The organism is Zunongwangia sp. HRR-M8, assembly GCF_027594405.1.
Classification (GTDB): Bacteria; Bacteroidota; Bacteroidia; order Flavobacteriales; family Flavobacteriaceae; genus Zunongwangia.
Genome location: NZ_CP115161.1, coordinates 908,185 through 924,479, shown reverse-complemented (window position 1 = coordinate 924,479; position 16,295 = coordinate 908,185). Strand labels below are relative to the sequence as shown.

The window sequence follows — 16,295 nt, the reverse complement described above, 5'->3', positions numbered from 1 at the left end:
CAAATTTTAACAATTGGACAATTTGATTTTATATATAAAATTGAAAACATTTTTTCATGAAAAATCAGAATAGGCAAATTGTATTAAAATTTTATCTAGGAATGTTGCTTTTTATATACTGAAGGCAACATTTTGTATTTTTTCTTGAAATTTTTTGTGAAGTACTTTGGATTATTGAAACCTGTCTGAAAAGCTATTTCTGAAATAGTAAGTTGGCTATGTTTCAATAGTTCCTTTCCCTTTTCTAATCTGATATCGGTAATAAGCTCTAAAGGAGATTTCTCAAAAAGACTCATCGATTTATTGTATAAAAACGATCGGCTTACTCCAATACCGGAAGCTAATTGCTTCACGGTAAAATCTGGATCTTGATATTTCTTTTTCACAAGCTGAAGCACTTTACGCATCAATTTTTCATCTTCACTCTCAACTTGTACCCGGTTCACAACATCCGGTAATTCAATTTTTTTTCGATAGGCCTCTTGAAATGATTTTCGCTGCTGTATAAGGTTTTCTATTCTAGATTTTAAAACTTCTACTTTAAAAGGCTTCGTCACATAATCATTGGCTCCTGCCTTTAAACCTACCAATTTATAATCTTCATTTTGATTTCCCGATAATAATATAAAAGGGATATGCTTAGTACGAGAATCATTTCTAATTTTTAAACATAGATCTGTACCTTTCATTCCAGGCATTTCCCAGTCGCAAACGATTAGATCTGGTATTATGGATAATGTTTTCTTCCATCCTGTTTCAGCATCTGTAGCTATAAAAATATTGTATTGTTCTTTTAACTCTTGCCCTAAATAATTTAAAAATTCTCGGGAATCATCTATGATCAATACGGTAGGGAGATTATCATCCTGTCCTATTATTTTATTGGTGTTTTTCTGAAAAATGTTAGACATTTCTTTTTCAGGTATGTCCTGCAATGGCAATTTGATAGTGAAGCTTGTTCCTTTACCTGGTTCACTAACACATGAAATTTTCCCATTATACAACTTCACATATTCCTTTACCAAGGCTAAACCAATGCCACTACCTGTTTTATTAATATCAGTCTTTAGATTTGCTTTATAAAACCGATCAAAAATATGTTCTTGATCTTTTTCAGCAATTCCTACTCCAGTATCTTCAACTTCAATAATTACCCATTTTTTATTCTCTTTCGGACTATTTGAGAGTGATCCCTGAACATCTAAATGAACACTGATTTTCCCTCCTTTCGGTGTAAATTTAACTGCATTTGATAATAAATTATAAATGATCTTATCCAGTTTATCCAGATCGAAGACGGTATAAAATGTTTTTTGTTTACTATGAAAATTGAGCTTGATACCACGATTTTCTGCATACTCCCTAAAATCGGTAACGATGTCGTCTATAAATTCAACAATATTAGCTTTTGAAGAATTAAGAAGTGTATCATTCTTGACGTTACCTAAATCCAGAATTTGATTTATCAAGTTTAGTAAACGCTGAGCATTATCGTTAATCGTATCAATTTGTTCCTTTACATGAGTACCTAAATGTTGCTGTTCTTTCAGTTTTGAAATTGGAGATAAAATCATTGAAAGCGGCGTTTTAAACTCATGACTAATATTCGTAAAAAATCTAATTTTCATTAGATCCATTTTGTGTAAATGGTCTGCTTCTTGCTTTTCCTGTCTTATTTCGAAACTACGTTGTTGCTTTTTAATAATTCTTCTTCGAGCAAAGTACAATAAGCTTAAAATGAATACTACATAGAGTATATAAGCGTAAATGGTTTTATAAAAAGGAGGCAAAATCGTTATCCTCAACTGCTTCCCTTCCCTATTCCAAACCTGATCATTATTAGAAGCCTGGACTACAAAAGTATACTCACCGGGATCGATATTAGTATAGGATGCTGTTCTTTGCGAACTTCTTAAGTTTTGCCATCCATTATCTACACCAATTAATTTGTAGCGATAATTATTTTTAGAAGGCTGAAAAAAATCTAAAGCAGCAAATTCAATCGAAAAGAAATTCTGATTATGCTTCAGGGTAATTGCTTCAGTTTCATGTAAAGGTTTTTCTAAAATGGTTCTTTTTTTTACAATTTCACCTGCTTTGATTTCCTGGTTAAATAAGTTGAATTTAGTAAAAATGATTTCTGGTTGTTCCTGATTATATTTAAATTCTTGCGGTTTAAAGACATTATAACCATGCAAACCCCCAACTAAAATTTCACCCTCACTATTTTTAAAAATAGAATTCTCATTAAAGAGATTGCCCTGTAAACCATCAAGATCATTATATATTTTGAAATTGGAATCGATTTTACTTTTTAAAGAATCTCGATTACCTTTCTTCAATTGTGCAATACCGAAAGAAGAAGTTATCCATAGATCTTTTTCGTTATCTTCAACAATACCAATAATTTTCTCGCCGGGTAAACCGTCCTGTTTTCCGTAGTGATAAAAAACTTTTTCTTGGTGATTATACAAATTTAATCCCTGCTGTGATCCTACCCAGATATGATTATCATCGTCTTTATAAATGGCTAAAATGTTATTATCACTTAAACTCGACTTATCATCTGGTCGATGCGTTAAATGATTGACAGTTCCCTTTTCTTTATTTATGACATCTACGCCGTTAGAAGTTCCTATCCAAATTTGACCATACTGGTCTTCTGCAATAGAAGATATATAATTTGCATGGATTGGATATTTACCTCCGCTATCGTAGGAATGGATAAAACGATTTCGTTCTTCATCATAAACATCAACACCACCGGTAAGTGTCCCTATCCATAATTTGCCGTTAGAATCTTCAAAAAGCTCCCAAATATTATCCCCTGCAATAGTCGTACTATCTTTAGAATTACTACGGAAATGTTTAAAACCATTCTTAGTCATTAAATTTAAACCTCCCAAATAAGTTCCTATCCACAACCGGTCTTTACTATCATATAACATACTAACCACTACATCACTGGAAATGCTGGTTGGATCATCAGGATTATTTTGATATTGTATATATTTTCCTGTTTTTTTATTTAATTCAATTAAACCACCGCCATTAGTACCGATGAATAGATTACCTGCTTTGTCTTCAGCAAAAACATTTACATCATTAAAAGGTAAACTTTCGGGATCAGACAGTATTTTCTTTTGTAAAGGAAAACGTATGATATTGGGATGATAATAATCAATTCCGTTTTTAAAGGTACCCACCCACATTATTCCTTTATCATCGCAATAGAGTGAAGTAATACTGTTCTGGGATAAAGAGTTTCCAATTTCTGGATTATTTTTAATGTATTTTACAGACAGTTCTTTGGGATTAATCACATTAATTCCACCTAAATCTGATCCTATCCAAATATTACCTTCGGCATCTTTTTCAATATCACTAACCAGATTGGTACTTAGCTGAATCTGTCCTGAATCTTTAGTAAAATTGAACAATTTTGCCTCTCTATATTTAAAGTAAAAAACACCATAATCCTCAAAAAGATGAATCCAAAGATCTCCTTTGCCATCGCTTATCATTCTAAAATCATGGTAAGTATTATTGAATTTCTTTTGAAGTTGATCGAATTCCGCTATAAGGGAAAGCTTCTCTGAGTTAAGTTGATGAATCAGCCCATTTTTAAAGATTATAAATATACTACCATCTCCTTGCGTTACCAAAGAAGAGATTTCTAAGTCTTTCTTTTTTAAAAGTGAGTTATATTCATCTGATACAAAAACCTTTTTGCTGTTGCGATCATACCTCGTTATCTCATTTTCCTCATGAATAAACAAAAAAATATCGCCCTCTATTTCCACAATATCTCTTATAGGCTTACCAGAAACCCCTAATTTATTCAGAATCTCGGTTTGATCTGCAGTAAAACTTTCAGAAACAGGATCAAATATATTGATACCTTCCGGCGTTTTGCACCATATGTTACCTAAAGGCCCACTAAAAACTCTCCTGAAATGTCTTGATTGAATTGCTGATGCATTCGAAGTTTTAGGACTATAAAGATCAAATTCGTAACCATCGTAACGATTTAATCCAGAAGTTGTCGCAATCCATAGAAACCCCTTGTTCTCCTTATAAAAATCATTAACTACTCCGGGTGAAAGACCGTCGATGACGCCTTTATGAGAAAATCTATATCTTGAATCTAAGGCATCTAGAACATTACCTGACTGGGACAAGCAGGTAGGAGAAAAACTAAACAGAAGAAAAAATAAGAAGAAAACACCTCTCATTATTGATTTTAATTTTATTATGAAATTAGAAAATTAAAAAATTGAACGTTATGAATTTATAAGATAAGCTTGAATAAAAGTTAAATGCTAAGGCACGAAATAATATCGATAAAATTATAATGTTTAGATTTAAAGATACTATGTACAAATGAATTTAAACGATTTCTTTTGTCCTAAAACCTAATAGTTTAAATGACTACAAGTTTAATTTATTTTTATAATGTAGCCAAATATGGATTGTAAATTAAAAATTTCTATTGCTAAAAGGCCATGAGTAACAGTCAATATGGATCGCAATACAGATCATATAAATTAAAGATAAGCATGTAGCTTTTTTATCGAATTTTAATGTTGATGTTTTTAGAAGCTTCCAATTATAAAATTGTGCCGATTTGAATATAAAATAATATAAGTAAATGATCTTTTATAAGTAGTCATTTTTAATTGAATATCATATTTTAGAAGGCACTTTATGTAATTTCCTAAAGAAAAAATTCAAATCAAATGAGAAATCTCAGTATTTACATTATACTATTTTTAATTAGCATTAATGCTATCGCAAATGTTAGCCTTCCCGGTATATTTTCAGACAACATGGTGTTACAAAGAAACAGCGATGTTGTAATTTGGGGATGGGCTGATCCTGGTGAAGAAATTAAGCTTGTTGCTTCTTGGAATGCTAATGATACCCTTACCACAACCACGAACAGACATGCGCAATGGAAACTGATCCTAAAAACAACCGATACTAAAAAACCGGTTTCTTTAGACATTTTTGGCTACAATCATGTACAACTAAAAAATGTATTGTTAGGAGAAGTTTGGCTGGCTTCCGGACAATCGAATATGGAATGGAGCGCTTCTGCCGGAATAGTTGGTGATAGCTTAGCTATTAAAAATGCAACCAATAAAAACATTCGCTTTTTTAGAGTTCCCAAACGTACTGCAAAAACTGCACAAATCGATATCGATGCTACTTGGCAAGTTAACAGCCCGGAAACCATGCAGTATTTTAGTGCTATCGCTTATTTTTTTGCTGAAAAATTAACGAACGAATTAGATGTTCCGGTTGGAATTATCGGGTCGTATTGGGGAGGAACGCCTGCAGAAGTTTGGATTCCCTCTGAAGCTTTTCAAAAAGATTCGACTTTGGCGCAAGGAACTAAATATTTACCGAAAGAAAAATGGTGGCCTACTGAGCCTGCTTATAGCTTTAATGCCATGATTGCACCACTTATTCCTTTTAAAATATCCGGTGTTTTGTGGTATCAAGGAGAAAGTAATACAGAGAATACCAGCTATTATAAAAATGCATTTACGACTCTAATTCAGTCTTGGCGAAAGCAATGGAATGATAATTTCCCTTTTTACTATGCACAAATTGCTCCTTATAATTATGGAGAAGATCATGATACCGGCGTTCAAATTCGTAATATACAGCGTGAAGTTTTAAAACTACCTTATACGGCTATGGTACCAACGGGAGATGTAGGAAATTTAGAAGATATCCATCCCAGAGATAAAAAACCGGTAGGCGAACGCTTTGCGAATATCGCTTTACAGCAAAAATATCATCAATTTTCAGGAGAAATATATGGGCCTTTAGTAGAAAATGCAAATCTAAAAAAGAATAAAATCATCCTTAGTTTTTCGCATTCCGAAGGATTAAATTTTAAAAATTCAGACCGTCAATTTGAAGTTGCCGGAGAAGATAAAGAATTTGAAACCGTAAAAGCTAGAATTAAAAATAATACGGTTATTCTGAAATCTTCTATAAAGAATCTGGTTTATGTTCGATATGCATGGAAAAATGCGATTGTTCCTAATCTTTATAATAAAGCTAATTTACCAGCTTCTAGTTTTGAGATTAAAATTGACTGATTTCTTCAAAAAAATTAGTCGTCAAACTATATAATATTAACTTATTTACAATGAAAAACCCTCGTTTGCAAACGAGGGTTTTTAGTTCATGATAAAAGCAAATACTACTCTTTAATAGTAAATTCTTTTTTTAAATCAGCTTCAGAGCTTCTGCCAACAAATACTGAAAATTCTCCGGGTTCTACTTTATAATTTCCTTCAGCATCATAAAAACCAAGTTCTTTTTCGGTTAACGTAAACTGAATGGTTTTTGATTCCCCTTTTTCTAGAGTAACTAACTCAAATCCTTTTAATTCTTTTATGGGCCTAATTATACTAGCGTATTTATCGTGTATATAAAGCTGTGCCACTTCTCTACCAGCATAGTTACCGGTATTGGTAACGGTGACGCTTACTTTTATTTCTTCTGAAGATTTAATGGATTCTTTATTCAATTTTAAATCTGCATATTCAAAAGTGGTGTAACTCAATCCAAATCCGAAAGGATATAATGGCGAATTTTCTTCATCGATATATTTTGACCAAAATACTTGCTCTTGTCCTGGTGCAGGATCTACCGGCCTTCCGGTATTTCTTTTGTTATAATAAATAGGAATTTGCCCGACGCTTCTCGGGAAAGTCATTGGAAGCTTTCCACTTGGGTTATAATCGCCATATAAAACCTGAGCAATCGCATTTCCGCTTTCGGTACCTAGTTGCCAAGCTTCTACAATGGCAGGAATATGCGCTGCAGCCCAATCGATCACCAATGGTCTACCGTTATTTAAAATAAGTACTATGTTTTTATTTACTTCGTACACTTTTTCTAACAATTCTTGTTGTACGCCTGGCAAACCTAATTCGGTTCTACTTCTTCCCTCTCCGGTTTGGAAACCATGCTCGCCAAGCACCATTACAACTACATCAGCGTTTTTAGCTGTTTCTATAGCTTTAGAAAACTCCCTTTTATTAGACGTATTTACATGTAATTCTTTGGTAAATTGTGGATCGTTTTTAATTAAATCAGCTCCTTTTGCGTAGGTAATCGTATTGCTTTTATACGCTTTCATTCCTGCTAAAAAACTAACTGCCGTATGATCGTCTGATCCTAAACGCCAGCTTCCTAGCGGACTATTATCATCTTCGGCTAACGGACCTATTACGGCTATATTCTGATTTTTCTTTTGAAGTGGCAATAGGTTATTTTCATTTTTCAATAACACGATCGACTTTTTCGCCATATCCAATACAGCTTCACGATTTTCTTTACTTCCTATGATGTTTTTTTCCCGTTCTTCATCGCAATATCGATACGGATCGTCAAACAATCCTAATTCAAACTTTACTCGCAAAATTCTTTTAACAGCATCATTTAAAACTTCTTCATCGATAGTTTCGTTAGCCACCAATTCTTCTAAAGCTTCATTATAAACATAGCCTTCCATATCCATATCGGTTCCGGCTGTCATGGCTCGTAAAGCGGCTTCTTTTTTATCTTTAGCATAACCCCAGGTAATCATCTCTTCAATAGAAGCCCAATCGGATACCACAAATCCACTGAAATCCCATTCATCTTTTAACACATCACGCAATAAATATTTATTTGCAGTAACCGGGAGGCCGTTCCATTCATTAAAACCATTCATTAAAGTGCGTGTTCCTGCTTCTACAGCTGCTTTAAAAGGTGGTAATACCACGTTATGTAAAGTGACTGCGCTAAAATCGGCTTTATTATATTCTCTTCCCGCTTCTGCAAATCCATATCCTGTAAAATGTTTTGCACAAGCCGCGATAGTTAATGGATCGGCAAGATTTTCTCCCTGAAATCCAGTTACGCGAGCAGCAGCAATTTTACTTCCTAAAAACGGATCTTCACCTCCGCCTTCCATTACTCTACCCCAGCGCGGATCTCTAGAAATATCGACCATCGGAGCAAACGTCCAATTGATTCCGGAAGCTGCTGCTTCTGAAGCGGCAACTTGAGCTGATTTTTTAATGGCTTCCAAATCCCAGCTAGCGGCTTCAGCCAACGGAATTGGGCTTAAGGTTTTATACCCATGAATAACATCGAAACCAATAATTAACGGAATACCCAATCTACTTTCTTCTACTGCAATCTTTTGTACCGCTCTCACTTCTTTTACTCCGCGAACACTTAACATAGAACCTACCCTTCCATTTTTTAAGTCTTCATATTTTTTAGCTTCGTTAGAACCGTTAGGCGCCGGGCCTGTTACATCCCAAAATCCGTTATATTGAACGGTTTGACCAACTTTTTCTTCCAGCGTCATTAAGCTGAGTAGCGAATCGACTTTTGTAGTTATTTCTTCTTCGGAAAGTTTCATTGATGATGGAGTTTGTGCATGTGCAGTAAAACTTATAGCTGCGATAAAAATAGGAGTTGTTATCGATTTTAATTTCATGGCTTACTTTTTAGAAAAGATCGTGTTATACTCTTTTAGCATTTTTAAAGTAGAAATATCTTCAGCAAAAACAGAATTTAAACCTTGAGGTTCTTGTGGAGGATCAGCTGTAAAATCGTCACCTTTTTCCCATTTAGCTTGCCCCGATGTAGTTTTAGCTATTCCGGCAAATCCCCAAAAATTCAATCCGCTTAACTCATTTTTATGTTCAAAACTTGTCTTTAATTCTTCTAATATTGATTTATAAAACTGATCGCGATAATGTACCGAAGAACCTCTCTCTAAACTTTCACCATCACGAGGAAATCCAAATTCAGAAAGCACTAAAGGTTTTTGAAGTTCTTTTGCTACCCTTTTATGCTCTTCAATATAATCATGAGCATTTTTTATAGATGTTTGCAAAGTAGCTTCTTCATTATCTTTATCGTACCAACCCCAATTTTTTGGCCACATGTGAGCCGTTAAATAATCGATTTTGGGGTTTGCATGCAAGTTTTTATAGGTCTCTAAATCTTGCAGATAACTGGCTTTTCCTTCGGCGCCCGTAGAAATTAAGGTATTCGGATCTAATGAATCCATATAATCTACAGTTTCTGATAACCAGGATGCAAAAGGCTCCCGATCTTCTTCAGAAAAAATTCTTGGTTCGTTAGCTACTTGCCAAGACATAATAGTATTATCATCGGTATACACCAATCCGTTAACCGAATTGGTTCTGGTCATTATAAATTTAATATGCTTTTTGAAAGCTTCTTGGCAAGGTTCGCAAGTGTGAAATTGCTGTGTATATGCAAAATATTCTGGCCAGGTATATTCCTCTAAAAATGGATTAGGAACGTCACCGTAACCATTCCAACGTAAATAAGTAGACATTCCGCCAGACCAAATCCAGTTATTATTTAAATATAAAACCGCATACATGTTACGCTTGCGCATTTCGTTCAATAAAAAATCAAGCCCTTCTAACAAATCTTGATTATATTTTCCTTGCTCGTACTGTAAAGCCGGTTTTACCTGAGAATCTTCAATACCTCCTTCTCCTCCTACCAAAATTCTTAAATTATCAACTCCCAAACTATCAAGCATGTCTAATTCCTTAATTAACCGATCTCGATCGCCAATATTAGGCGCTGCAATTAATGGCCCATACCAATAATTAGCGCCCACAAAATAGTACGTTTTTTTTCCTTTATAAAACTGGCCGTCTTTAACGCTTATTGGTTTTAAACTTTGGCATGAATAGCAAACCATACAAAGTATACATATTGAAAAAAGTCGTTTTATCATGATAATTTTAGTTAGGGTGATTGTTACAGATTTTAATAATTTTCAATCATTTCGATTAGCGCTCGACTATTGTGATATGGGCATTTCCACATTCCTAATCGATTTTCTGTTTCGTAAGGCTTAAAATTTTTATCGATTCTGAAATGCCATTCGCCACGTTCTTCATCGATAATGTATTTTTTAGTGAAATTCCAGATATCTTCTATAGCTTCTCTGTATTTTTTTGAAGTTTGAATATTGTTAGCATACGCCAAACCTACCATTGCTTCAGCTTGTGGCCACCAATGCCTGTCGGTATCTATGTGGTTGGTTTCTAAATCTTTTTCATTAATTATACCGGCAGATTTTTTGTAAGCTTCAGCTAAAAATACATCGGCGATTTGGATAGCCGCTTTTTGTACTTTTTGAAGCAGATTTTTATTGTTAACCTGATTTGCTGCTATTAACAGCAACCAAGCTGCTTCAATATCATGCCCGTAAGAAACTACCTGTGTTTGGACATTCCACTGATCATTAAAAAACAACTGAAAATGGCCAATTTCAGCATCAAAAAATTTCTCTAAATGAAGATTTATTAAACTTTCTAAGGCCCTTTTTACCTTTTCAGAATGAGTTACTTCGGCCAATGTAGTATACGCTTCTAAAATATGAAGATGCGTATTCATAGTTTTTGAAGCATTTAGATCTTTCTCACTAAGCCGCATATCCTCTATCGGAGACCAATCTTGATTAAAAGCCTCTATATATCCGCCAAACTGAGCTTCTAAAGCATGTTTTTCGATTAATTCAAAAACAGCTAATGCCCAAATAATGGCATCTTCGTTTTTAGATAATTTATAATATTCTGATAAAGCATAAATTAAAAAAGCTTGCGCATAAATCTGTTTTCTTCGATTTTTAGGATTTCCCTGATAATCTAACACCCAATATACGCCACCAAATTCAGCATCGTTAAAATACTGCTTCAGATATTGAAAAGCGCGATCGGCTTCTTTTTCAGTATTAAAATCTTTATTGAAATTAGCAATTTTCGAAAAGGTCCATAATAAGCGTGTATTTAGAATGATTCCTTTATCAGCTTCAGCATAAGGAGTATTAAAATGATCACGCCTTCCTATAAATCCGCCAAATTCAGTATCAATACTATTGTTTTGCCAATATTGAACAATGTTTTTTAATTCCTGCTGTAATTCTTCTTTCAATTTAGCTTTTTGAATTTCCATAGGCTTTATTCCGATTTATTAAATCGATAATTTGATTGACAGAACTAGCTGATGTAAAATTATCTTTAGGGGTATTTTTTACGTAATCTACTAATCGTTCTACCGAACTTACCGCTACATGACAGCGTGTATCTGAAGAAGCATAGTAAATATATACTTTTCCATCTTCATCTTTAATCCATCCATTTACAAACAATACATTAGGAACATCACCAACCGTTTCCTGATAATTAGGCGCCATAAAATACCCTGCTGGTTGATAAATCACTTTTGAAATATCTTCTAAATCGCTCATAAACATATACAAGGTATATCGTAAACCTCCTGCGGTATTACGAACTCCATGCGCTAAATGCAACCATCCTTCTACGGTTTTAATTGGCGCAGGACCTTGCCCGTTTTTCATTTCATAAATAGTATGATACGCTTTATGATTGATAATCGTTTCGTCTTCTAAAACAGGATTCGACATATCGGTGATATAGCCCAAACCAATTCCGCCGCCTTTTCCTACTTCGATAAATCCATCTTGCGGGCGTGTGTATAATGCATATTTACCATTGACAAACTCAGGATGCATTACTACGTTACGTTGTTGCCCAGAATTTGAAATTAAGTCGGGTAAACGTTCCCAACTCACTAAATCTTTAGTACGAACAATACCAGCATTTGCAACGGCTGCGGTTGTATCTTCTAAATGATCTTTATCTTTACGTTCGGTACAAAAAATTCCGTATACCCAACCATCTTCATGCTTGGTTAATCGCATATCGTATACGTTGGTATCTGGCTCACCATATTGCGGTAAAACTACCGGCTTTTCCCAAAACTTAAAATTATCGATTCCGTTAGGGCTTTCTGCAATACCAAAAAACGATTTACGATCGTTACCTTCTACCCGTACAGCCAAAAGATATTTATCACTCCATTTAATTGCGCCTGGATTAAAAGTAGCATTAATTCCGATACGCTCCAATCCGTTTGGGTTGGTTTCCGGATTTAAATCGTACCGCCATTCTAAAGGCGTGTGTGCATGCGTTATTACCGGATTTTCATAACGCTGATATATACCATTAAAAACTGATGATGGTTTGTTTGACTTCTCTAGCAATTTGCGATGGCTTGCCTGTAACTGGGCAAAATTAGGAATGGTTTTCATCGAACTAATATTTATATCTACTGACTTTTTCATTGAGTTACATATTTACAGATTTGGAATTTTCTTTTTTTACTCTATCCCACCAATTAAACTTTAGAATAACTATAGAAATACTTAAAACGATAGTACAATAGAGTACTAGCGAGTATTCACGTATTATTAAATAAATAGGGATAATTACTAATAAGGTTTGGGCTAATGTTCCAATCACTACGTTAAACATATCACGTGAAAAACCTTTATTTTTCTTGAAATTTGAATTTACCGATTGTACTTTAGTAGCAATTGGTTTCCAAAACCCCCACGGATTTGTTTTCTCGTAAAAATTCATTAGTACTTTATCGTTTGTAGGAGGAGCTGTGTAGGTTCCCACAATAGCTCCAACTAGAGAAATAACAAGAATAATCGGGAAATAATACAAATCGAGTGTATCGGTAAATATTGGAAATATTAAAGCCGGAATAATACCAGACAACATTCCCCAGAAATAGCCCTCTCCATTAAAACGCCACCAATGCCATTTTAACACGTTAGAGATTACGTAGCTCCCGTATAGTGCAGAAACAATCCATTGTAATATAGAGTTTACATCTTGAACGAAAAAGCCAAGTACAATACTGATAATTACCACCACGATACCGCTGAGATAATTCATCTTTTTAATTTTTTTAGAAGAGGCATCAGGTTCTTTATATTTCAAATAAATATCATTAACCAAATAGGCTTGTGCAGCATTTAATGTTCCCGCAAAAGTCGACATAAAAGCAGCCAATAAACCCGCTAACAACAAGCCTAAAAGACCTACCGGAACAAACTGCTCAATGGCTGCCGGTAAAATTTTTTCGAAATCGAGTACCCCGGCAGTTCTCAAATCTAGCTGATCGTAAAAAAGAACGGCTAAAATAGAAAAACCACCTACCATTAAATATCGAGTCGGGATTAACGCTCCTAAAGAGAAAGCACTCATTTTAGCCGCTTCTAATGGAGATTTTGTAGAAAGGATTTTTTGCATATCGTAATTAGGTGCTGGCCCAGCAATACTCGATAAAATACCTTTGAAGAGCATCAACATAAAAAAGAGACCAAATAAGGAATAGCCATCTTCTGCTATCTTGGTGTTTACCTCATCAATGATGCCCGTCCAATCGAGATTGAGTTCCCAACCAAAAAACGGATTCATCCAATCGTTAGGTACATTTAACGTATTTTCTCCAAAAGCATTCCATGCAATAATTGCTATAGCAATTGAAGAAATCGTCATTATTCCGTATTGTAAAACATCGGTCCAAACAATACCGGACATCCCCCCTAACACGGAATAAAAAACAGCAAATAATGTAAAAATGATACCGTAAAAATGAGGAATATAAGCTGGCGCGACCTCAAAAGGAACGTAAGGTGAAATTAATTCCCAAGGAATAAAAATTTCAACAAACTTCCCTAATCCTATAAAACCATAGGCTAAAAATCCTAAGCAACTTAATATGGCAAATATCACGATAATGGTATGCGATCGTTTCCCTCCTTTTCCACTATCAAACCGAAATAAAATCCATTCGGCTCCTGTTGTTACGTTAGATCGGCGTAACCACATCGATAAATAAACCATTAAAAAAACTTGGTTAAAAACAGGCCATAACCAAGGGATCCAAATACTTTTAAACCCATAAACAAAGGTTAGGGTTACCAACCACATGGTACCGGAAATATCAAACATTCCCGAAGCGTTAGATAAGCCTAGCATATACCACGGAAGGCTTTTCCCTCCCATTAAATAATCATCTTTACTTTTTTGAGCTTGCTTTCTAGCAGCAAGTCCAATTATTATTGTTCCTGCTAAATAGGCAAGAATAATAAGAATATCGGTTAATTGTAACATAGGGCTAAATTAGTTGTGTATAGTTTTGAGCTCGGGCAAGAATAATATATCTTGTTTTTGCTCAAACTTCTTAAAGTTAGATTCGGTTTTTTCGGACGGATAGGTACTAAAATAATGATCTTTTCGGGCATTTCTCCACACCATCACCCAAGCAATTCCGCTTTCTTTTATGGCAGGATATAATACTTCTGTCCACCACTTGGCATTACTTGCCATACTAAAATTTCCGGTTTCGGTTAAGGCAAAAGGCTTATTTTTGGCAATGCTTTTCTTTTTTAATAGTTGAAGGTTTTGAGTAACAGATCGAATAAATTCTTCATCACCGCTATGGTTATAGATATCAACACCCAGCACATCTACGTATTGGTCTCCCGGATAAAACCTGTCAAAATCTTCAGCAGAAGACATGGTGTTAGGAGAATAAGCATATAAAAGATTGTGAACCCCATTTTCAAAAAATAACTGCTGTGTTTTTATCCAAAGTTTTTTATAATCTTCAGGAGTACACCGTCCTTTTCCCCACCAAAACCAGGCACCATTCATTTCGTGAAAAGGTCTAAAAATAACAGGAATTGCTTTTCCTTCTTCATCTTTTAAAGAATTAAAGAATAGGCTAAGTTGCTTTACCCAACCTTTATATTTTTGACTTACTGCTCCTTCTTTTAAAATTTCTGAAACAGCTGAAGTAGTATCCCAAGAGCTTCCCCCACTTACCGGATTATTTAAATGCCAGCTAAATGTCACTAGACCACCTTCTTTATACATTTTTTGAGTATGCTGCTTCATCATAGCAAATGGAACGGTATCTAAATTAAAGGTGTTTCCTAATTCTAAGTGGCCTAAATCAAAGCCAAATAAAGCCGGTTGTTTTGCTACTACTTTTTTAATATCGCTCGTTAAGACTTGCGGCTCTTCTTGTAAATACCAGTTTAAACCATAAGCGGTGGCATCTTGCTGCCCAAAGGCCATTCCTTTTTTTGAAATATTTTTCAAACGTTCTCGTAACTTAATAACATTACTATTTGCGTAGCGATCTGAAAGAATACTATTCGCATTTCTAGACATTGTAGCGCACGAAATCATTAAAATAAGATTAAATAGTATAAGTATTCTGATAAAATATTTCATTTCAATTTTTTATTTTCTATGCTAAATGTATATTAGACACAGTTTTAAATATATAATGTTTGAAGCATTATTTTAATAATTCCTTTCGAATTAGCATCATAAATTATCAATTCTCAAAATTAACAGCGGAAGCGATCATCTATTAATAGAATTTTATCATTTAATAATTATTTTTTTTCTTTTTGACTCATATGATACAAACTAATGTACACCGCGAAATCACACCACTTGCTCCTGAAGATAGCTTTTTAGTTTTTGACAGAATTAAAGATGAATTTGATTTTCCTATCCATTTTCATCCAGAATATGAATTAAATTTTTTAAAAAATGGGAAGGGTGTTAGACGTGTGGTTGGTGATTCGATGGAAGAAATTGGTGATATTGAATTAGTACTTGTTGGCCCTAATCTTCAACACGGCTGGGAACTTCATAACTGTGAAAGTTCTAAAATCCACGAGATAACTATTCAGTTTCACAATGATTTATTTGACACCAAACTTTTGGACAGACGTATCATGAAACCAATAAAAGATATGTTTGAACGATCTGCACACGGTATTTTATTTTCAGAAAAAATATCTGACGAAATCGCACCAAGAATCATGAATTTATCTAAAATCGATAGTATAGATTATTTTTTAGAACTTATATCAATACTTCATGATTTAGCGCGATCAAGAAATCAAAAATTACTTTCTACGTACACTTCAGATTTCAAAAATTTTGAGAACAGTGATAAAATAAAAATCATTTATGAGTATGTTCAGCTTAATTATCACAAAAAAATAAGCTTAAATGAAGTAGCCGATCTGGTAAATATGAGTCAGGTCTCGTTCAATAGATTCATTAAAAAAAGAACCGGAAAAACATTGGTGGAATATGTTAATGATACACGCATTGGTTACGCTGCAAGATGGCTAATTGAAAAAGATTTAAGCATTGCTGAAATTGCATATAAATGCGGTTTCAATAATATTGCAAACTTCAACCGGGTTTTTAAGAATAATAAAAAATGTACTCCAAGTAAATATAGAGAAGAATTTAGCGGAATAAAAAGGGTGCTTTAATTGATAATTTTAAGTGAAATAATGACAAAATATA

At 34.1% G+C, this 16,295-nt stretch carries 9 protein-coding genes; 2 read left to right on the top strand and 7 right to left on the bottom strand.

Annotated features, from left to right (window positions below; all coding sequences use genetic code 11):
• Positions 1 to 95: 95 nt before the first annotated feature.
• On the bottom strand, positions 96 to 4,181 hold the full coding sequence (locus PBT89_RS03980) for a hybrid sensor histidine kinase/response regulator transcription factor (protein WP_270063495.1): 4,086 nt from the start codon (positions 4,179 to 4,181) through the stop codon (positions 96 to 98).
• 558 nt (positions 4,182 to 4,739) lie between these two features.
• On the opposite strand from PBT89_RS03980, the gene PBT89_RS03975 reads away from it, so the two are divergent.
• Positions 4,740 to 6,116 (top strand): sialate O-acetylesterase, encoded by a 1,377-nt coding sequence (locus PBT89_RS03975; RefSeq protein ID WP_270063494.1) that lies wholly within the window; start codon positions 4,740 to 4,742, stop codon positions 6,114 to 6,116.
• A gap of 104 nt (positions 6,117 to 6,220) precedes the next feature.
• Here the strand turns inward: PBT89_RS03975 and bglX are convergent, their stop codons facing one another.
• The 6 genes from bglX to PBT89_RS03945 are packed head-to-tail and all read right to left on the bottom strand — an operon-like array spanning position 6,221 to position 15,194.
• Positions 6,221 to 8,518 carry a beta-glucosidase BglX gene (gene bglX / locus PBT89_RS03970; RefSeq protein ID WP_443089606.1) on the bottom strand — a complete coding sequence of 766 codons (2,298 nt, stop codon included), beginning with the start codon at positions 8,516 to 8,518 and terminating at the stop codon, positions 6,221 to 6,223.
• A gap of 3 nt (positions 8,519 to 8,521) precedes the next feature.
• On the bottom strand, positions 8,522 to 9,805 hold the full coding sequence (locus tag PBT89_RS03965; protein ID WP_270063493.1) for a glycoside hydrolase 5 family protein: 1,284 nt from the start codon (positions 9,803 to 9,805) through the stop codon (positions 8,522 to 8,524).
• A gap of 32 nt (positions 9,806 to 9,837) precedes the next feature.
• Complete coding sequence (locus tag PBT89_RS03960; protein WP_270063492.1) at positions 9,838 to 11,028, bottom strand: AGE family epimerase/isomerase; 1,191 nt, start codon at positions 11,026 to 11,028, stop codon at positions 9,838 to 9,840.
• The gene (locus tag PBT89_RS03955; protein ID WP_270063491.1) at positions 11,009 to 12,220 is read right to left on the bottom strand and encodes a glycoside hydrolase family 130 protein; all 1,212 of its coding nucleotides are present in this window, start codon (positions 12,218 to 12,220) and stop codon (positions 11,009 to 11,011) included. Before PBT89_RS03955 ends, PBT89_RS03960 begins: the two co-directional genes overlap by 20 nt.
• Positions 12,221 to 12,224: 4 nt before the next feature.
• Positions 12,225 to 14,066: a sodium:solute symporter family protein gene (locus PBT89_RS03950; protein ID WP_270063490.1), complete on the bottom strand. Its 1,842-nt coding sequence runs from the start codon at positions 14,064 to 14,066 to the stop codon at positions 12,225 to 12,227.
• 9 nt (positions 14,067 to 14,075) lie between these two features.
• Positions 14,076 to 15,194, bottom strand: a complete 1,119-nt coding sequence (locus PBT89_RS03945; RefSeq protein WP_270063489.1) for a glycoside hydrolase family 26 protein — start codon at positions 15,192 to 15,194, stop codon at positions 14,076 to 14,078.
• Positions 15,195 to 15,385: 191 nt separating this feature from the next.
• Here PBT89_RS03945 and PBT89_RS03940 point away from each other — a divergent pair, with 191 nt between their 5' ends.
• A complete protein-coding gene (locus PBT89_RS03940; RefSeq protein WP_270063488.1) occupies positions 15,386 to 16,261 on the top strand; it encodes an AraC family transcriptional regulator in 876 nt (291 codons plus the stop codon).
• Positions 16,262 to 16,295 lie beyond the last annotated feature (34 nt).

Coding starts and splice junctions, on each gene's coding strand:
- PBT89_RS03975 (WP_270063494.1), top strand. CDS start 4,740: ATGAGAAATCTCAGTATTTACATTATACTATTTTTAATTAGCATTAAT.
- bglX (WP_443089606.1), bottom strand. CDS start 8,518: ATGAAATTAAAATCGATAACAACTCCTATTTTTATCGCAGCTATAAGT.
- PBT89_RS03965 (WP_270063493.1), bottom strand. CDS start 9,805: ATGATAAAACGACTTTTTTCAATATGTATACTTTGTATGGTTTGCTAT.
- PBT89_RS03960 (WP_270063492.1), bottom strand. CDS start 11,028: ATGGAAATTCAAAAAGCTAAATTGAAAGAAGAATTACAGCAGGAATTA.
- PBT89_RS03955 (WP_270063491.1), bottom strand. CDS start 12,220: ATGAAAAAGTCAGTAGATATAAATATTAGTTCGATGAAAACCATTCCT.
- PBT89_RS03950 (WP_270063490.1), bottom strand. CDS start 14,066: ATGTTACAATTAACCGATATTCTTATTATTCTTGCCTATTTAGCAGGA.
- PBT89_RS03945 (WP_270063489.1), bottom strand. CDS start 15,194: ATGAAATATTTTATCAGAATACTTATACTATTTAATCTTATTTTAATG.
- PBT89_RS03940 (WP_270063488.1), top strand. CDS start 15,386: ATGATACAAACTAATGTACACCGCGAAATCACACCACTTGCTCCTGAA.